At 34.8% G+C, this 20024-nt stretch carries 9 protein-coding genes and 1 pseudogene; 3 read left to right on the top strand and 7 right to left on the bottom strand.

Going from position 1 to position 20024, the window contains the following annotated elements; all coding sequences use genetic code 11:
• Positions 1-152: 152 nt before the first annotated feature.
• Positions 153-3578: a tetratricopeptide repeat protein gene (locus AASI_RS04875; protein ID WP_012473077.1), complete on the bottom strand. Its 3426-nt coding sequence runs from the start codon at positions 3576-3578 to the stop codon at positions 153-155.
• 624 nt (positions 3579-4202) lie between these two features.
• On the opposite strand from AASI_RS04875, the gene AASI_RS07680 reads away from it, so the two are divergent.
• On the top strand, positions 4203-6569 hold the full coding sequence (locus tag AASI_RS07680) for a tetratricopeptide repeat protein (protein ID WP_187146243.1): 2367 nt from the start codon (positions 4203-4205) through the stop codon (positions 6567-6569).
• Positions 6570-7003: 434 nt separating this feature from the next.
• Here the strand turns inward: AASI_RS07680 and AASI_RS08200 are convergent.
• Together AASI_RS08200 and dnaB are read right to left on the bottom strand one after the other, a co-directional pair.
• Positions 7004-7654: pseudogene (locus AASI_RS08200) on the bottom strand (IS1 family transposase).
• A 94-nt stretch (positions 7655-7748) separates the two neighbouring features.
• Positions 7749-9278 (bottom strand): replicative DNA helicase, encoded by a 1530-nt coding sequence (gene dnaB, locus AASI_RS04860; RefSeq protein ID WP_012473075.1) that lies wholly within the window; start codon positions 9276-9278, stop codon positions 7749-7751.
• 214 nt (positions 9279-9492) lie between these two features.
• Here dnaB and AASI_RS08830 point away from each other — a divergent pair, with 214 nt between their 5' ends.
• Entirely contained in the window at positions 9493-9663 is a 171-nt protein-coding gene (locus AASI_RS08830) for a hypothetical protein (RefSeq protein WP_187146242.1), read from the top strand.
• A 198-nt stretch (positions 9664-9861) separates the two neighbouring features.
• Here the strand turns inward: AASI_RS08830 and AASI_RS04855 are convergent, their stop codons facing one another.
• Both AASI_RS04855 and AASI_RS04850 read right to left on the bottom strand, forming a co-directional pair.
• Positions 9862-10281, bottom strand: a complete 420-nt coding sequence (locus tag AASI_RS04855; protein WP_012473074.1) for a hotdog fold thioesterase — start codon at positions 10279-10281, stop codon at positions 9862-9864.
• 395 nt (positions 10282-10676) lie between these two features.
• Positions 10677-12086: an F-box protein gene (locus AASI_RS04850; RefSeq protein WP_012473073.1), complete on the bottom strand. Its 1410-nt coding sequence runs from the start codon at positions 12084-12086 to the stop codon at positions 10677-10679.
• A 415-nt stretch (positions 12087-12501) separates the two neighbouring features.
• Here AASI_RS04850 and AASI_RS04845 point away from each other — a divergent pair, with 415 nt between their 5' ends.
• Complete coding sequence (locus AASI_RS04845) at positions 12502-14901, top strand: ankyrin repeat domain-containing protein (RefSeq protein ID WP_012473072.1); 2400 nt, start codon at positions 12502-12504, stop codon at positions 14899-14901.
• A 231-nt stretch (positions 14902-15132) separates the two neighbouring features.
• On the opposite strand, the gene htpG is transcribed toward AASI_RS04845, so the two are convergent.
• Complete coding sequence (gene htpG / locus AASI_RS04840) at positions 15133-16944, bottom strand: molecular chaperone HtpG (RefSeq protein WP_012473071.1); 1812 nt, start codon at positions 16942-16944, stop codon at positions 15133-15135.
• Positions 16945-17061: 117 nt separating this feature from the next.
• Positions 17062-19914, bottom strand: coding sequence for an excinuclease ABC subunit UvrA (gene uvrA / locus AASI_RS04835; RefSeq protein ID WP_012473070.1), 2853 nt, complete (start codon positions 19912-19914; stop codon positions 17062-17064).
• Positions 19915-20024 lie beyond the last annotated feature (110 nt).

The following is a 20024-nucleotide window of genomic DNA, read 5'->3' as shown; positions in this document are numbered from 1 at the left end:
TAGCAATTATTGACTTTTTTAACTCAATTTAAAATAAACTTCTTCTTTTCCACTTTATCAGTTTAAATCTAAACCAGTATACTTTTAAAACTAGAAATCTAATACAGATGCTTCTGATATAGTACCTTATTTTATAGAAAATTAAACTATTACTAAAATTGGACCCCTTTGCTGTAATATTCCAGCGCCTTCTCCATATTTATTTCTACTCCCTTTCCATGTTGGTACATCCAACCTAGCTTGGTATTTGCACTAGCATATCCTTGTGAAGCTACTTTTTCATAATATTGAAATGCTTTATCATAATTTTCTTGCTTTTCATACAATAATCCGAGGTTAAATTGTACATGTGCAAACTTTTTATTATTCTTAACAGCATCTATATTCTCAGTTGCTTTACTATACAACTCAATCGTTTTTTCATAATTCTCTCTTTTTTGGTATATTATACCTGCTTCAACTTGAGCATTAAACAATCCTTGTCTAGCTGCTTTTTCGTAATATTTTAATGCTTTATCCTCATCCTTATGCCCTGACCAACCTTTTTGGTATATTTTAGCAATATTATATTGCGATTTTACATTTCCTCGGCGAAGAGCCCTCGTATACCATTTAAGTGCTTCTATATAGTCTTGTTTTATTCCTATGCCTTTTCGGTACATCTTAGCTACCTTAAGCTGCGCCTTTATCTCACCTTGGGGTGCAAGAGTCATATACCATTTAAATGCTTCTTCATAATTTGCTGCTTGTATTCCTTCGCCTTTATAATACATGTCTGCTAATTTAAAACAAGCTTCCCGATCTCCTTTTGAGGCAGCTTCTGTATACCAACCAAGTGCTTTCTTAGGATTTACTGAAATTCCCCAAGCTTCACCATTTTGGTAAATCGTAGCTAGTTTAAATTGTGCTCTTGTATGACCTCTCCTTGCTGCATCGGTGTACAAGCCTAATATTTTTTGATTAATATCTATACTTTCGTCTTTTATCAAATGCTTTTCATACAGCTTCGCTAATCCATAATAACCTCTTGCATCTACATTTTCGTAAGCAAGCTCCTGGTATAACTTATATGCTTCCTTATAATTTGGATCACTTCCCAGCCCTTTTCTATACATTTCTCCTAAACCAAATAATACATTATTAAAGTCATTTTTCTCTTCTTCGCTTTGCTCAGTTGTCTTGTTAGCACTTAATGCTTCTTTGTACTCGTTTAACGCTTTAGTATACCATTTTAATGCTTCTTGGTAGTTTTCTTCAACGCCCATCCCATTTCTATATATTTCACCTAATTCAGCTTGTGCCGATAAATCTCCTAGCTCTGCGTTTTCGGTCAGTTGGTTTATTTTATCTTGAAATACTTCTCGAATTTCTATTCTTCTCTGTAAAAAGCGTATTGCATTTGCTACCACATCAAGCCGATCATCATGTTCTGGTTTAGGAAAACCTATGTCTGTGGAACTAGAAGTTTCGCTATCAATAGTCATTAATTGATAGAAAAATTTAAAGTTTAAATCGTGTTGTAGTATAGAACTAAAATCATCTTTCAAAGCCTTTTTATCAATGATTAAATACTTATTATCCAATAAAGGCCCTATTATATCTTGTATTTTGTTCTCTTTATTGGTGCTTTGCTGAAATTTGATAACTTTTATCTCAGAACCTATTTTTTTTAAATGCCCTTCTAAAAGATTTGCAAAAGAATTATCATTATTTTTTTCAATATGGATGTAATTAACCTTATTTGCTAAAGCAACTGATACTAATTTTTCAATAACTTGTGGGCTATTTCCCACAGTAGCTTGAGGATTATCTTCTTTTTTAGTGTATTTACCAGCCATCCCACCTAGCGCTATAATAAAATAATAATTTTTATATCTTTTCATAACTACATAAGCTGTTTCATCTGGACCATCTCCAGATGGGTCGATCGACATTACACCATCCTCATATCTTTTATAAACTAAAGGTTCATATAAAGTTTCATATATTTTAGAGTTTGTCTCTGGGCTTGCTAAAGGTCCGCCCCATTTTGCTTGTGTGGGGCCTTTAGTAGGATTAAGATCCATGGCAATTAGATTTGATAATATCAATCGACCAGAAGTTTGATTAGCTTTAGTCTCAAAGTCTTTGTCGTCACAACCAGCTTTCTGTATAGCTTGGTGATATGCTTGCATTAGTTCCAGGCTAGGATTTGTATAGTGATCATTTCTCCTTAGTTCTGAAAGTTTTATTTGAGCTGGTTGGTATCCTTGGTCGGCAGCCATTTTATACCATATAATAGCTTGATCTAGGTCTTGATTGTCTTCTCTGGTGGGAGTATGTTCATGTCTGCGTATATAATCATAAAAATTACTTAGATAATAATCTCCTAGTAAATGTTGAAGTTCTAAGCTATTGTCTAAATGGGCTTTCTCTTCAAGTAATGGTAATTTATCAGGGTTGTTTTTAAGTCCTTCTACTGTGGTTGGTCCTTGATCTATAACATCTTCAGGATCTATAGCAAAAGATAATTTCCTAGGTTTCGATTGGCGTTTTTGACTCTCCTGTTTGCCTTTTTGGCGCTTAGTTTCCGTAGGATTTGGAGAAACAAAAGTAGGCATTCTATCTCTTTCTCTTTTCTTCTTCTCACTTGCTAAGGGGGCCGTTACTAGCATTTCTTCCTCTTCTTCCTCTTCTGCCTTTCCCTTCCCTTTTGCATCTTTCTTACCAAGATTACTTTGTTGTTTCTTCTGTTCTTGTGTATTGCCTTTTTTATTGCCGGTATTACTACCTCCCAATACACCACCTATATATCCATACCCATTATCTTGATATGGTGAGGCAACTAGTATAAGGTTAGTTGTAGATGCTCCATACTTATACACATAAGCTAATTGATTTAAAATTAATTCTACCCCTTTCACTGATGTAGAAGCTACAGGTAAATCCAAATTTTTTCCTGTTCTTATTACCTTAATGTTGGCCCTTAGTTTATCTCCTACTTTATAAAATTTAATTTCGTATCCTTGTTGTGTCTTATAAATTCTATCTAATATCTTGCTTTCTTCCACCAATAATTCATTATATTTTGGGGTTGTCTTTTGTCTTATTGTATGCCGCCTCTTTTGCAAAAGATATTTTTGAGTAGTACTATTATTAGCTTTACTATCTTGCTGTTGTACGCTTAGCGAGCCTGCTTGCTCATGTTTATTAACAGCATCATTACTGCTTTTAGCTTCAACAGGTGAATATTCATCTTTATCAGACGAATGGTTAGCTCCAACCTCGTAACCTTGAGCAAGTGATAATATTTCTGCTTGGGGTGGCAAAACTTCCTGTTGAGTATATAAAGTTATGGCATCCGATGATGGTGTTTGCATCTGATTGGTTACATCTTCTACTCCGTTATTTGTCAATTCCTTTTCAAAAATTGAAACAGTCGTGTTATCATTATTAACTTTTTGAGGCTCTTTACTAAAAGAGACATTGAAGCCATTTCCACAACCTTCCAAAGGTAACATTAACGTTAATATCAAAAGTGTTGGCAACAGCATAATATGTCCACCTACCCACTTTTCTGTAGTATGCTTATATTTCATGTCCCTTCTATTTTTATTTATATTAATTAGGTACAGTTTTGGATTAAGAGAAAAAGACTGATAGTTCCTAGAATTAGGCAAGCACAAAAATAAAAGATAATTTATATTTAACGTATATATAAATATAAAAATTTCTCTATAGCATGTATAAACTTATATAATCTAGCCATCTTATTAAAAAATTAGATTATATGAGCCTCTGAATAGCCTAAAAAGTAAAGTTTTTTTCCGGGCCCAATAACAATGAATTTTATAGAAGTCTGCTAGTTACAGAATTAGATAAGATTAGTTGGCTGTTTAATTGCAATATTTTATAAAACCTTTTTAATTAGGTTACCATATTGCCTATTAAAAATACAATATGTTTGCTAAGCATCATAGTTAGCAAACTAAAAGTTATTTATTGTAGTTATTAATTTTAAGTGTTAGAAAGAAAAAAGAACCAATACAACTTTTAACTATTACCAGCTTATGTATTTGCTTGCATTAAGAAGAAACTTAAAAATTTTTAAAGGAAGATACGTATTGTTTTCTAAGACTAGGTTTTTAATCCTTTTTTTTACACTATTTATAGCTTCTTGTAATTTTAAAATAAATAATTACAAGTCTAAAGGATACTTATTCATGCAAATAGCTTCTGCTAAAATGGTAGGAGATCAAGCAACTATAGAGACTATTTTTAGTTTAACTAGCAGTGTAGATAGTATTAAACTTCATCAATATCAATTAAAAATTACGCTTAGCGATAGAGATGGCATTTTAATATGGAATGGCACAAAAAGAGTAAAAGAAAACCTAACTAATAGTATTAAAAGATTAACTTTTTTTACAAAACAAACTGCTTTAACCATAGAAGATGAAGCCTTAACTATTCCCTTTACACTCGTACCACACCGTACGTGCGAACACATAAACATTACCTTTGAGCTTTTAGATGAGCATGGCAATTGTATACAAAGGTGTGATGTTAACTGGAGTAAAAGTAACCATGAAGAATTAGGCTTATGCTTGCCTATGTCAGACCAGGTACTAAGAAAAAGTGAAACTAACTCTACATATTTAACTACAGTAGAAGGAATAAAAAGCTCTGATATTAGTGTAACAACTTTAGAAACAGAAAAAAAACACCCATTAGGACACTTAGAACCACCAACACCTCCTCAAAAAAAAATTAAAACAGAAAAGCCAGAAAACGATATAATTCGAATTATTAGCAATTATAAACGAATGAATATCAGCGAGCTAGCTCAGATAGCCAACATTAACGATACTATTGCACAGGAGGAAATTCTTATACGCTTTTTTAAAGCAGGGCTAACACCTCTAATGGAAAGATCAATACATCCTTTTAGTTGGCAAGGAATAAAAGAAAAAGTAAAAAATGACCAAAGGCATATTTATTTATTGCTACACGTTTCAAAACAAATAGAGAATCATGCGCTCTATGAAGAACTTAAAGAATATGTTGAAGCTTGTGCTAAACAAGGCAATATTTTAGCACAAACTAATTTAGGATATATGTATGAGAACGGTTTAGGTGTAAAACAAGACAATGAAAGAGCAGTAGAATGGTATAAAAATGCTGCAGAGCAACATTATCCAATAGCACAGAACCTTTTAGGAGATATGTTTTATACTAGGAAAGGAGTATGGTTTAGCTACCCAGAACACTATTATCAAGAAGCCACTAAATGGTATAGGGCTGCTGCTGAGCAAGGATATGCCTTGGCACAAGCTAACTTGGGTTATATGTATAGAAAAGGATTAGGAGTACAACTTAACAATGCAGAAGCTATAAAATGGTACAAAGCTGCTGCTAGCCAAGGGAACATAGCTGCTCAATATGGCTTGGCACTTATGTATAAGGAAGGCAAAGGAGTTAAACACATAAACTACACAAAGGCAATAAGATGGCTTGAAATAGCTGCCAGTCAAGAAGATACAGATGTACAAACTGAATTAGGAAACATTTATAAAGACTGCATAACAGATGATGGCCATATAGACAAAGCAATAGAATGGTATACTAAGGCGGCAGTTAGAGGAAATAAAGGTGCACAAACTACTTTAGGGACAATATATCAAGAAGGTATAAATAACCAAGTAGATCTTGCTAAAGCAGTCTATTTCTTTATGAAAGCAGAGAAAAAGAATAAAAACAAATTATTAGAAATTTTTGAAATTAATAGGTTTGCACCTTTTATATCTAATACTGATTTTGTTAGGTTTGATACTTATCTTGAACCAATTAAAGAGCTAGAAAGTAAGCTGATAAGTGCATGGCAACAAATAATTATAGAAAAAGAATATACCCGTCAGGGTAACCATGTTATTATGCATAGCAAAGCCTATAAGACGCTCGAAGAAATAATGGCAACATTAATAAAATGGAGATATCACCTAAGCAGCCAGCCAGGTTTAGCAATTAATTGTATGCTTTTTAAAGATGCTAAATGCATGTATATAATTAAAAAGTGCCAGCAGGAAACGGGAACTATACCTTATGTAATGCAACATGAGTTTGATGGGAAATCATATTTAAGTATAGGAGAAGAAAACGTACAGTTAGCCGAAGAAATGACGCATGAACTAACTTATAAAACCCTATATAAAGAAGCTAAACTTATACTAAAAGAACTTGAGCTTGATTATGTGCAATCAAGAATAGCAGCTACAGGCCAACCAAGAACTGCAGCTGCTTATGTAGAAGAAACATTAAATATGTACTTAGAACAGCAAAAGCAAGGATTATCAAAGCAAAAAGAAATTGCTGAATTTAAAAAACGGCTAGATCATATCAACCAAGAACTACACTCTATAAGTATAGAAAATAAGCAGATGCTTACACGTCAGTTTGATATCAAGCTAAAAAAATTAAAAGAAGAGAAATCGCAGCTCAAACAATATTACAAGATTCTTGTAGAAGAAATAAAAAGAGGTCTACCTTACCGTAACAGAGAGTTTAGGAAAAAGAATATTTATCTTTTTTAGCAAGTATCAATATATACATATATATATATGTATAAAGTACAAATAACGCTACCTATCCAAAAACAACACATATATTAATATTGTAAATAGCTAACTTTTAAAATTCTATTTCCCTTTTAAATTAAGTAAAAACACATATTCTACTTACCAAGCAAACATAAAACTATACTTTATAGTTGGTATTTATACTGATATGATCGACAGGTAGCTAATTTTAAAAATTAAACCACGTTCTTTTTACTAGAAACAGCTATTTTGTATGTAGGCATACTTACTAAATAGCTTCGTTAGATTAAGTTCGTTGGAAGAAATAAGTGACCAAAACACCTTTGTATTAGTTAAATTTTTATAAGCAATGTGCTATTTATTAAGTATAATGGTTGCTTAGTTGCTTATGTTTTTATCTACTATAAATAAATACTTGGCTTTGCTAACTAAAGTATAGATAATATAAAAGATTTATACATCAATAAGTATAAAGATAACTCAACTAACCTTTCTGGTTTAGAGTAACACTTGGTTTTCCTTCTAAACCTAGCCAAATAATACCTCACATTAGCATTATATGACTCTATATGTGCGTTATTTGCTTTTTCCATACCTTATGTTTGTATCTATAAACTGGCTATAAGCCGGCCAATGGTCTGTGGCATAAATTCAAAAAACTACATCTTTTATTTTGCTACAAAGCTCTTCCCCTGTGCTTGCTTCTCGGCTCCCCGTGGCAAAGTCAAGTATACTTCCCCTTCCTCGATCCAGTACAATCCAAGCCCATAGCTTCTTTTTTTGAGCCTAGATCATACCATATCTCATCCATTTTTATTACCTCTACTGCTTGTCTTCCTTGAGCTTTATGTTGCTGATGATAAGCTTGTATCCATTTCAAAACTGACACATTCCTTACTCCTAACACACTACCTATTGCTCTAAATATAAATGAATAGCGATCCGCTGTTTATCTATATTCTTTCCCCTACACTCATCCTACAAAATTGTAGCCACAGTTTTTGCAGTTGTATCTTTTGCTTACTCCTGGCTTTTCCATTATTGATGGTTTTATTTGATTTACATCGTTTACATTCCATATGAGTTTTTAATCGCTAGCTTAATACCTATTCTTAAATTAGCAAACTCTTTATACAGCATTTATTAGTATCTAAGCTATTTTGGCCATACGTCCTAGATAAATGGATTAGATGGATCTGACTCAAGAGAATTTAAATTAGTATCATTGGCTTTGCTGGTTTTGGTGATAGTACCCAAGGCATCATAATTATTGTAATTAGAAAATGACACTATATCTAAATCTGCAAACTTGGTGTACTTGCCAATAAATTTGAGTGCAACACTATCCAACGAACCATTTCTATGTTTAGCAATAATTACTTCAGTTACGCCTTGTGTAGGATTGCCCAGCTCATCTTCGGTAATACCATAATATTCAGGCCTATATAAGAATAGCACCATATCTGCATCTTGCTCAATAGCACCTGATTCCCTTAAATCTGAAAGCATGGGACGCTTGTCTCCTCCCCTCGTTTCTACTGCACGGCTAAGCTGAGAAGGAGCTAGAATAGGTACATTGAGCTCCTTGGCTAAATTTTTTAATGAGCGAGAAATAGTTGCTATTTCTTGTTCACGATTTCCAGATCCCTTGCTAGAATCAGCTGTCATAAGTTGTAAATAGTCAACAACAATTAGCTGTATGTCATGCTTAGCCTTTAGCCTTCTACACTTGGTGCGTAACTCAAAAACAGAAAGTGCAGGCGTATCATCTATAAAAATGGGTGCTTGGGATAGCTGCGAGGTTTTATGAATAAGCTGCTGCCATTCATGATCTGCTAGCGTACCTTTCTTAATTTTTTCACTTTCTAATTCTGCTTCAGCAGCAATAAGCCTATTTACAAGCTGTAAAGAAGACATCTCAAGCGAGAAAATAGCAACTGCATGTCCGTGGTCAATCGCGGCATTACGTAAGAGCGAAAGCATAAAAGCTGTTTTACCCATACCAGGCCTAGCAGCCACAATAACCAAGTCTGACTTCTGCCAGCCAGAAGTCAGACGATCTAATGCAATAAAACCACTGGCTATACCTGTCAGGCCATCTTTATGGCCTCGTTTAGCCTCCAACTCTTTGATAGCATCTCCCAAGAGCGAACGCATGTCAGTATAATTTTTACGGATATTCGATTCAGTTACTTCAAACAATGCCTGTTCGGCATGATCAAGTAGCATGAAAACATCGGTCGTATCTTCATAAGCATGTTTATGGATACTAGTAGCCACCTGTATTAACTGGCGCTTAATTGCATATTCTATTACTGCTCGCGCATGATACTCAATATTTGCTGCAGAACTCACACGTGCGGTCAAAGATGCGAGGTAATAAGACCCTCCTACAAACTCTAGTTTGCCATTTTTTCTTAGCTGGTTAACAACAGTTCTTAAGTCAACAGGAGCAGAATTATTAAAAAGCTCGATAATAGCTTTATATATTTCTTGGTGGGATTCTTCATAAAAGCTGTTGGGCTTTAAGATATCTATAACCTCAGTAAGCGCATCTTTTTCAAGCATTAGTGCACCTAAAATACTTTGCTCCAGCTCAATAGCTTGAGGGGGCATCTTAGCATGAGGCTCTGTACTTGGCAATAGGCGGCTAGGAGTAGCTGCGCTATCTAAATGTCTAGGAAATAGATTTTTTGTTTTCATGAACGTAAAGTTAAACTTTACTAAGCCAATCTTTTTCACAACTTATCCACATGACTTACCAACACGCCACTTATCCGCTTTATACCATACTTGATCAGATTGTGCTATTGCCTATATTTCAGGAGTTTATATAAATTTTTAACATAATCTAATCTTTAGGGCAATTAAAGAAAGGAATAATATTGTCAAATAAATGCTCAGTTTAATAAGAAACTTGTGTATATTTTTTCTTGCTGAACAACTCGTAATACCTGTCTGCCAGTCATATGACTTTTTATTAAATTATGCGCAATTAGGCTTAAGTTATTCATTAGACCCGCTGCGAAACAACTGCCGTAAAAAAACAGAGGAGCATTTTGCACAATTCAGAAAATATAAAAAATAAGAATAGACGTTTAAAGTATAAAAAACGCAGGTTGAATTTTTATAAATAATAAATTTAACTCTCAAAAATCTAATGTTTTTATCGATCTTCTGTTTCGCAGCGGGTCTATTATATGAATACATGTAAAAACCTACAACTCTTTATCAGTTGAGGCTAATTGTTTTATACAAGAGAATCTATCGCTTGAAAGAAATAAATTTACTTTTCAATTACAGCTACTGTATGCCGGCTAGTGCAGATTAATTGTCCTTCCTCATCCGTAACATGAATTTGCCAAACATGGGTGGCTTTACCAATATGTAAAGGCTTGGCTTCTGCATACACATATCCATCAGTAGCCTTACGTACATGGTTAGCATTAATTTCTAAACCTACACAATAGTATTTTTCACGGTCTACCACCAAATTAGCAGCCATACTACCAACTGTTTCTGCTAATACTACTGAAGCTCCACCATGAAGTAATCCCATAGGCTGTTTTGTTCTCTGATCTACTGGCATTTTTGCCAACAAAGCGTCTGGGTTTAGTGCCGTATACTCTATTCCTAAATGCTCTATAAGGGTTCCACGGCTGATAGTATTAAGCATAGGAAGGGTTATGTCCTGAGGAAAAAGCATAATAATTTAAATTGATTAATAGCAAATATATAAACTTTATGGTCGCTAACAGTAGTCCAATAAACTTAAAAATGCAAAATCACTGTTCTCCATTACAACTAACTAAATGAACAAATAAGAAAACAGCACTAGAAATTGTAATAAGGAACATTTTCACGCACTGCTTAATAAAAAAATAAAGATACCATATAATTCAAGTAGGTTGTACTAATCAATACTTGGACTTGTGCCATGCCTTAACTAAACAATAATTAATTTAGCACAATGGTATATATATTATACTTGATCTACTTTTAATGGATTAATAGAAGCCTATTCTCTCCCCTACTTACCTATTCCCAAACACGTACCCCACCTTAAGCATAAGTTAGCTTTTGGTATTTTTTGTTTAATGTTTAATAAGGAATATTGTGCCTTTTAATATATCCAATAGCAGCCTGCATATCTTTCCCAAACCCTAGTATACCATATTGAAGCCCTTGTGCTTTTAGGTAGTGAGCCCAGCACGTACCTTTACTTTCCTCTTCCTCTAACCAACTTGTTAATTTTGACATATCTACCTGGTAAAGAGACGAGATTCTGTCATCAATATCCTTTCCTTGACTAAGCCCCTTTACTTTCCTAATGATAGCTTGCTCATTACCTTGCTCAATTAAATTTTGATTTAATGCAATTGCTGCCTCTAAATCTTTCTCATAGCCATAGCAGCCATGCGCTAGTCCAAATATTTTTTTCCCAATAGCTTTTTCATCTCCTTGCTCAATTAAAGCCTCATTTAAATTAACAGCTGCTATAAGGTCTTTCTTGTAACCATACATACCATTAGCAAGCCCTTTTACTTTCCATCGAATAGCCCTTTTGCTACCTTGCTCCACCCAATGTTCAATCAAGTTAACAGCTGACAAGGGATGTTTCTGATAACCATACATTCCATAAGTATAACCGTCTATTTTCCTTTTTATTGCTGTTTGATTACCTTTTGACGCCATGTCTTCAATAAAGACAACAGTAGCTGGTATATTCTCCTTGTATCCATAAGTACCTTGAGCAAGCCCATATATTTTTCTATTAATAGCTTTTTCATTGCCTTGATTAATCAAACGCTCATTCAAGGCAACAGCTGCCTCAGGATCGGCATCATAACCATAAACTTCATCTGCCATTCCTTCTATTTTTCGATCTATAGCTACCTGATTGCCTTGAGTAGCTTGTTTATCAAGTATTTCTTGTGTCAATTCTTCTGTCAACTCACACACTAAAGCTTGGTAACGGGTAAAAGGACGGCTCTGATTAAGCATATACTTAGTGATTAAATGCCCTGCTGTTGTAAGATCTGTCAAAGTATGTACACGCACGCGCAGCATATGTAGCTTAGCCTGTTCTTTAGTTGCTTCACCGGCCGAATAATATCCATGCATACGCAAGTGTACTGTTCTCCACAACGCTGGTTCTTCACTTAGCTCATACCAACCTCTACACACTTGGCTTGCTTGCGTAATATCTGGAACTGACAGCTCGCTAAAAATCTGTAGCATTATCTCTTTAGGTACTGTTAGAGAATGAAAGGTAAAGCCATTTATTTCTTCTGGCTTTTGTTCCCCTATTTGCCCTATAGAAGAAATTGAACTAGCTTCACTCACCTTTGGAAGAGAGATTACTTCTATACTCTTATTTTCTTCTCCTACTGTTCTTGCTTGGTTTGAGGAGACTTTATCAATAACTGTTGTATCTATAACCTGATGAGGTTTAGATTTACAAGCACTTAGCAACAAGGCACTAAAAAAAATTATACTGAATTTTTGCATTTTCTAGATATTAAAAAGCCAGATTGATATTTATATAAATTTTATACTTGAACAAAATATCTGACTTTTTTGATAAAACAGTAATAATAAAGGGGAAATAATATACTATAGTATATAGTTACATAATAGTTGGTGGGACTTTTACGGATATACAAGCTAAATTTTTTAACATAAACCCATAAAAACAACTTGGTAGGTTCTTTCTTGTTTATCTCTACTTTAGTATAACTTGTTAGTCTATCCTTATTCATAAGCTAAACCTGCTCAGTATTTCTTAATTATCTTACAGCAGCTCCATAAAACGCTTTCTTTTGCATAGAAATGTCAAATTTTCTTTTATTAAGGATAATATTTTGGACTTAATTAATTATATTCTTTATATCAACTGTATCAAATTTATTCTATCTATAACCATATGAAAAGACCAAATTTTTTTACTAAAGGATTGGCAGCTATTCTATTGACAATCCACATGATCTCTGTAACACATGCAGAAATCCGTTTCACTGAAGTACAAGGAATTTATCAATCTACATCCTCTGAACATAGAGCCATTTCACCTTTTTGGGGACTAGTAGCCGTTCACGGCAAACTGTTAGAACGCATCCGTTTTTTTGGGTTTTACCAGAAACAAACAGTGGGAGAAAGGTTAAAAGATGTAGCTTCGGATAAAATTGCAGAATTACTACTTGAGTTATTTCCTAGTTTAGACGGACTTCAATTTGTTCCTAACATACAAGAAAGGACACTTCTAGGTAAACTAAGTGAAAGCAAGAATTTACCTCTTATTAAAGAAATCATTGGAATACTATTAGCTGATCAAGACCCGCGCGTTCAGGAAACAAACCTTCTTCCAATATTAAAACCACTTAGCAACAGCAGTAGTAAAAAATATGCAAAGCTTTTGGCAGATGCATATGCAGAACAAGAATTGTATGCGAATCCTAAAGAGAATCCTACTAAACAACGTTACCCTGAGAATATTGTTATTATATCTCTTTTAAGCTTTTTTATTAAAGCTGCTGAGAATAAGTCTCTGTTGGGCCTGGACCCATTAGTATCCAATGATATTTACGACAAAGTCTTATACGACAAGCTTAAAAATAATTTCCCACAAATTGTCGCAGATTTAGAGAATCCAGCTAATGTAGAATTAGTATTTTTTTTGGCAAAGGGATTTGAGGCTTATGAAAATTTAGTAGCAGAGCCAGTTACCTATTCTAAAAACATTACCATTCAAGGAGGCACAAAACCCTTTTCAGATTGTGGCGAATATTCATTAAGGAACCTTTTTATGCTGTTATTATCGGTAGAAAATGGAGGGATGATAGCTGTAAGAAAATTAGAGGAGCTGGAAGAAAAAGTTTTTAAAAACAGAATACAGACTATCCATGATCCCGATGATTTTAAAAAATACCTGCCTTACCAAAATTTTAAAGATTTTATACTTGCACATTCAGACGTTACATACAACTCTATAGAGCTTCATAGTGCCTGGGCTGAAATTGTGTCCAATCTAAATGAGAACTCAACTGCACAAGGGATCAACCGTGTTCAGTATGGAAATAAGAAGGTAGGGGCAGATGGAGAAAGATATGAGATTAAATCAAATTTCCCGAATGCAGAAGCTATAAGCATTTTTAATATGTTCAATGTAATTGCCCGTATTATACCAGATAAAACTTTAAACGAAGGTTGGAATGAACGTGATATAAAGGAACGGTATAAGCAAGCTGAGGAAAAGCTCACACACCTTTGTTATTTATTTAGCAACGACAATATAGCAGTAGATTGGCGAAATGTATTGACAGGTGATAAAAAAATAGATTCTAACTTTATGTCAATCATTTTTACCATCAATAATCAAGATGCGCTTAAATGGATTTTTCAAAATGGGCATTTTGATATAGAACGTATTAGTACAGTTAAGAGTGATTGGCGTACTGATTTTGCATACTTAAAGTATCCAAACGAATGGCTGGCTTCCCTATTTACCAACACATTAAATAATAAAGAAAAAGAAGAAAATTATGAAAAACTGTTACCTTTAACAGTCATTTATAATGCTTCACTAAAAACACTCGAAGGTGTTAAGGAAACCATTGAACTAGTGTTGAATAAAAAGTTGGAAAATTTTTATCCACTCATTAACCGATGGGTACAACAATCTATTTTTACACATTCTGAAAATCCTCATTTTTTAATTGACATGATAGAGTTTATAGCAAACATACCTACCACCAAAATTGATGCTGCATTTCAGCAGCAAATTATACGAGACGGCATGGTTGTAGCAAAAGATAAAGGACTATTGGAAAAAGACATTGCATTGCTAGCATTTAAAACTAAGAAATACAAAGCAGCTGGAGAGCTTATCCAAGCAGGTGCTAACACTACGGAAAAAGGAGAAAGAGGGAACACGATTTCTCACTTAGCTGTGGATGAGATAAACCTAGAAATTATAGACAGCCTTATTGAAGCTGGGGCAGATATTGACATCAATAATGATGATGGCCGTACACCACTAAATTTGTTTATATCTAAACCAAATGCTGAATCGCCAGAGAATCTACCAATTGTAGAAAAGCTTATCCGTGCTACCGGCAATATTAACATGCAAAGTCACCAGGGTAATACAGTCTTACACTTGGCCGTATCTCAAGGCAAAATGAAGATTTTTGATATGCTTATTAACCAAGCAAAACCTGATGTTAATATAACTAATAAGAGTGGGCAAACTCCCTTAGCTTTAGCAAAAGCCAGGAATAATGAAACGGCTGCTGAAATATTGCGTAAACACGGGGCAACTGAATAAAACCATAAGTACATAAATGGTTGCTCGTGCTATTGAGCTTCCATAATCAACATAATACCTCAAAAAAACAAAGGGTGGCAAATTATATTCAGCCACCCTTTGTCATCATCAGACACTCAATATATACCCACTACTGTCATTACCAACCTTATTAAGCGCATGCCATACTTGGTATACTTATTAATTGCCCTTTGCTAAGTCATCCCCAATAAGCACAACCTGCTCGATATACTATACTATGGTTGTCGCAGCCTCCTTAATAAACTCAGTTAAAGCTGCACCATTAAGCATATTCTGTGAAAGAAGCGCTAACTGATAAGCTTTTCTTGCTAGTGCTAACTGCTCACTCTCCTCCCCTATTGATAATAGTTTTTTAGCAAGCGGATGATTGGCATTAATAGCTGCTTGTAGTTGTAACATAGGTGGCATACCTGCATTGGGCTGCAACTGGGCCATCGCATGTAACCTCTTTACAAACTCAGGTACTGTAATTACAACAGGCAGTTCATCAGAAGCCATAGGAACAACAGACCACACAACAGTAGCATCTCTAATCGCTTGTTTATAAATATCTTGTAACTTATTTTGTTCCTTTTCATCTAGTAAACTAGCCTGCTGCTCTGATTTCCCAATAAGCTTATCAACAGGCTCTGCGTCTACACTCTTAAATCGTACTTTATCTAATTTACGCTCTAGTGTCTCTAAAAAATGACTATCTAACTGTCCATCAAACAACAATACATCAAATCCTCGCCGCTTACAAGCTTGTATATATAAATCTTGCTTGTCTACATTATTAGCATATAATATGATTGTGTGCTGCTCGCTGTCAGTTTGTTTTTCCTTAACTCGCTCTGGGTATTCAGATAACGTAAAATATTCACTATCAACCGTTTTAAACAATACAAAATCTTTGGCTTTCTCATAGAACTTGTCTTCTGTTAACATACCATACTTAACAAACAGTTCTATACTAGGCCACTTCTCCTCATAAGATTTCCTATCTTTCTTAAATAACTCATCTAGCTTATCTGCTACCTTTTTTGTGATATAAGTATTGATTTTCTTAACATTACTATCAGCTTGCAAGTAGCTTCTAGATACGTTTAATGGGATATCTGGTGAATCAATTACCCCATGCAGCAACATTAAGAAAGGAGGTACAATATCTTTTACTTCCTCTGTAATAAATACCTGCTTGGCATATAGCTGAATCTTATTCGAGCTATGTTCTAGTTTTTGTGTTACTTGAGGGAAATAAAGTACTCCTGTCAGATTAAATGGATAATCTACGTTTAAATGGATCCAGAAAAGCGGATCTGGAGAAAAAGGATACAATTCTTTATAGAACTTCAAGTAATCCTCCTCTTTAAGTTCACTGGGAGATTTAATCCATATAGGCTGTGTATTGTTAATAACTTCTCCATCAAATTCTATTTCTACAGGCAAGAATTTACAATACCTATTTAGTATTTCTTTAATTTTGTGTTTTTGCAAAAACTCTTCTGAATCTGCGTTCAGATGAAGGACTATATCAGTACCTACCTCTTTTTTTACAGCTTTTCTTAACTCAAAAGCCGTACTGCCATCACATGTCCAGTGGACGGATTCAGCATCTTTTTGATAAGACTTGGTAATAATATCTACTCGATCAGCTACCATAAAAGCAGAATAAAATCCAAGTCCAAAAAATCCTATAAGCTGCTGCTGTTGTCCTTTATCTTTGTATTTCTCTACAAAAGCAGTAGCACCTGAAAAGGCCACTTGATTGATGTATTCTTTAATTTCCTCTGCAGTCATCCCCAAGCCTTGATCGCTAATGGTAAGTGTCTTTAGCTTTTCATTGATAGTTATTTGAATACGAAGCTTTGACACTTCTCCATCGTATTCACCAAGTGATGCTAGTTGTTTTAATTTTTGGGTAGCATCAACGGCATTGGCTACCAACTCTCTTAAAAAGACATCATGGTCTGAATATAAAAATTTCTTAATGATGGGAAATATATTTTCACTGTGTACAGATATGGTACCTTTTTCTTGCATATTTATGGTTTTTAGGTTAAAAGTTCACAATATTTTCTTTTAACAAATACTATTCCAAATACTATTTTACTATTGCTATATCTCTTAAATCATGCCAGCATGGCATATTTATTAATCTTACATTTCCATTTTAAGAAATTTGGCAGTGTGGCTATATGGGTGTTGAATAAGCTCTTCTGGTGTTCCTTCTGCTACAATCTGCCCACCTTGTTCGCCTCCCTCTGGGCCCACATCAATGATATAATCTGCAACCTTGATAATATCTAGGTTATGCTCAATAATTAGTACAGTATTGCCTTTATCGGTTAATTTATTGAGCACATCTAACAGGTGCTGAATATCTTGAAAATGTAAACCTGTTGTGGGTTCATCGAGTATGTAAAAGGTTTTACCTGTATCCCTTTTTGCTAGTTCGGTAGCCAATTTTACGCGTTGTGCTTCACCGCCTGACAAAGTGGTAGCAGGCTGACCTAAAGTAAGGTAACCTAAGCCTACATCCTCCAAAATTTGTATGATCTTACGGATATGTGGATATTTATCAAAAAATTCTACAGCATTGCTAATGGTCATATCTAATACATCAGAGATTGACTTACCCTTATATTGTACTTCCAAGGTTTCTCGGTTATAACGTTTTCCTTGGCAGGTTTCGCAATGCACATATACATCGGGTAAAAAGTCCATTTCTATGACACGCATACCTCCACCTTGACAAGTTTCACACCTTCCTCCACTTACATTAAAAGAAAATCTACCAGGTTGATAACCTCGTATCTTCGCTTCTGGCAATTGTGAAAATAAATTACGGATGCCTGTAAAAACATTGGTATAGGTAGAAGGATTGGAACGGGGAGTTCTCCCTATAGGCTTCTGGTCTATTTCCACCACTTTATCTAAATGTTCTAATCCGGTTATACTTGTGTAAGGAAGCGGATTGGCATAAGATTTATATAGATATTTCTGAAGAATAGGATACAGCGTTTGATGGATTAACGTGGACTTACCACTACCCGAAACCCCAGAAATACAAATAAGCTTACCCAATGGTAAATTTAGTGTTACATTTTTAAGATTATTGCCTGTGCAACCTGCAAGTGTCAACACATTACCATTTCCTTGCCTACGAGTAGATGGAATAGCAATTTGTCGAACACCCGATAAAAATTCAGCTGTTGTGCTGGCTTGCTTTAAGAATTCGGTTGGTGTGCCAGCAGCCACAACTTTACCTCCATTTTTTCCAGCTCCAGGACCTATATCAATAATATAGTCTGATTCCAACATCATATCTTTATCATGCTCCACTACCATCACAGAATTACCTAAGTCTCTTAAATCATGAAGGGCCTGGATCAGACTCATGTTGTCACGCTGATGTAGCCCGATGCTAGGCTCATCTAGAATATACAATACACCTACGAGCTGTGTACCAATTTGTGTAGCCAGCCTAATCCTTTGTGCTTCTCCACCAGAAAGCGTTCTTAGTGGTCGATTTAGTGACAAATAATATAATCCTACGTTAAGCAAGAAATGGATACGCTTTTTAAGCTCTTTAAGTAACTCACTAGCAATAATTTGCTGACGGTTATCTAGCTTAGGCATAAGCTCTTCAAGGAAACCATGAAGCTGTTGCAGGTTCATATTGGCCAACTCAGCAATGTTCTTATCAGCTATTTTAAAGTATAATGCTACTTTTTTAAGCCTAGCACCTTGACATTCAGGACATGTTATATCCCGTCTGTACGATTCCTGTATAGCACGTTCTTTTGCAGTAGTTTTATTTTCTAGGTTATCTAAGGCAGGTATTATACCCTCGAACCGTTTTATCACACGCTTTTTTTCTTTACTAGTAGATTCCTGCTCAGTAATTTCTTCTTGCCCATATAGAATAGTATCCAGCAACTGTTGGGACAGCTTTTGAATAGGTGTATCGAACGGTACCTGATAATGTTCAAATAAACTTTTTATTGTTTTAAAGATATCTGTTTTCGCTTCAGGCCCTAATGGCAAAATACCCCCTTGTTGTACATTCAAGGACTTATCGGGTATAATCGCATCTATATCAACCTGCGATATGGTCCCTAATCCTTCACAGGTGGTACAAGCGCCATAGGGCGAGTTAAAAGAAAAAGTATTAGGCGCAGGCTCATCGTAAGAGAGGCCGGTAACAGGATCCATAAAAGATTTAGAAAAATAGTGAATCTGTCCTAACTCATCCTGTATCATTGCCACACCTTTACCATGCTGTAAGGTTGTATGCAAAGAATTTTGTAACCGTTGCTTATCTTCCTTATCGACAACCAACCGGTCAACCACAATTTCTATATCGTGTATCTTGTAACGGTCTACTTGCAGTTTAGCTACAACATCTTTTATCTCTCCATCTATTTTGACCTTAGTAAATCCCATGCTGCTAATTTGTTGAAACAGCTCTCTATAGTGCCCTTTTCTACCTTTTACTACAGGTGCCAGCAAGAAAAGCTGTTTACCGGAAAATATCTGAAGTATATGATTTTCTATTTGTTCAGCTGTCTGCTTAACCATTTTGTGGCCACTTGTATAGGAGTAGGCATCTGCAACTTTAGCAAATAGCAAACGCAAATAGTCATAAATTTCTGTTACTGTACCTACTGTAGACCGTGGGTTTCTAGAAGTTGTTTTTTGCTCAATAGCAATGACCGGACTTAATCCATTAATTTTATCTACATCCGGACGCTCTAAATCACCAATAAAGGAACGTGCATAGCTTATAAAAGTTTCTATATAACGTCGTTGCCCTTCTGCATAAATCGTATCAAATGCTAAAGAAGATTTTCCACTACCACTCAGCCCAGTAATAACCACCAGCTTATTCCTAGGAAAGCGCACATCAATATTTTTAAGGTTATGTACTCTAGCACCCAACACCTCTACATGGTCGTAACCATGAATATCTGCATTTGGCTTTTTTAAATTTGTTTCTTGTTTAGACATTGTTTCTGATATAGATAGTCTATAAATATAGGAAATCTACCCTTGTAGATGCTCACTTCATATAACAAAGTTAGCTAAAACGTCAAAGGCAAATATATATAACCCTCACA

It is taken from the genome of Candidatus Amoebophilus asiaticus 5a2, from assembly GCF_000020565.1.
Classification (GTDB): Bacteria; Bacteroidota; Bacteroidia; order Cytophagales; family Amoebophilaceae; genus Amoebophilus; species Amoebophilus asiaticus.
Note: the sequence above shows the minus strand (reverse complement) of the source record. Positions and strands in the feature narration are given on the sequence as shown.

Excerpts from the sequence above, each read along its gene's own strand:
- AASI_RS04875 (WP_012473077.1), bottom strand. The coding sequence starts at position 3,578 with ATGAAATATAAGCATACTACAGAAAAGTGGGTAGGTGGACATATTATG.
- AASI_RS07680 (WP_187146243.1), top strand. The coding sequence starts at position 4,203 with ATGCAAATAGCTTCTGCTAAAATGGTAGGAGATCAAGCAACTATAGAG.
- dnaB (WP_012473075.1), bottom strand. The coding sequence starts at position 9,278 with ATGAAAACAAAAAATCTATTTCCTAGACATTTAGATAGCGCAGCTACT.
- AASI_RS04855 (WP_012473074.1), bottom strand. The coding sequence starts at position 10,281 with ATGCTTTTTCCTCAGGACATAACCCTTCCTATGCTTAATACTATCAGC.
- AASI_RS04850 (WP_012473073.1), bottom strand. The coding sequence starts at position 12,086 with ATGCAAAAATTCAGTATAATTTTTTTTAGTGCCTTGTTGCTAAGTGCT.
- AASI_RS04845 (WP_012473072.1), top strand. The coding sequence starts at position 12,502 with ATGAAAAGACCAAATTTTTTTACTAAAGGATTGGCAGCTATTCTATTG.
- htpG (WP_012473071.1), bottom strand. The coding sequence starts at position 16,944 with ATGCAAGAAAAAGGTACCATATCTGTACACAGTGAAAATATATTTCCC.
- uvrA (WP_012473070.1), bottom strand. The coding sequence starts at position 19,914 with ATGTCTAAACAAGAAACAAATTTAAAAAAGCCAAATGCAGATATTCAT.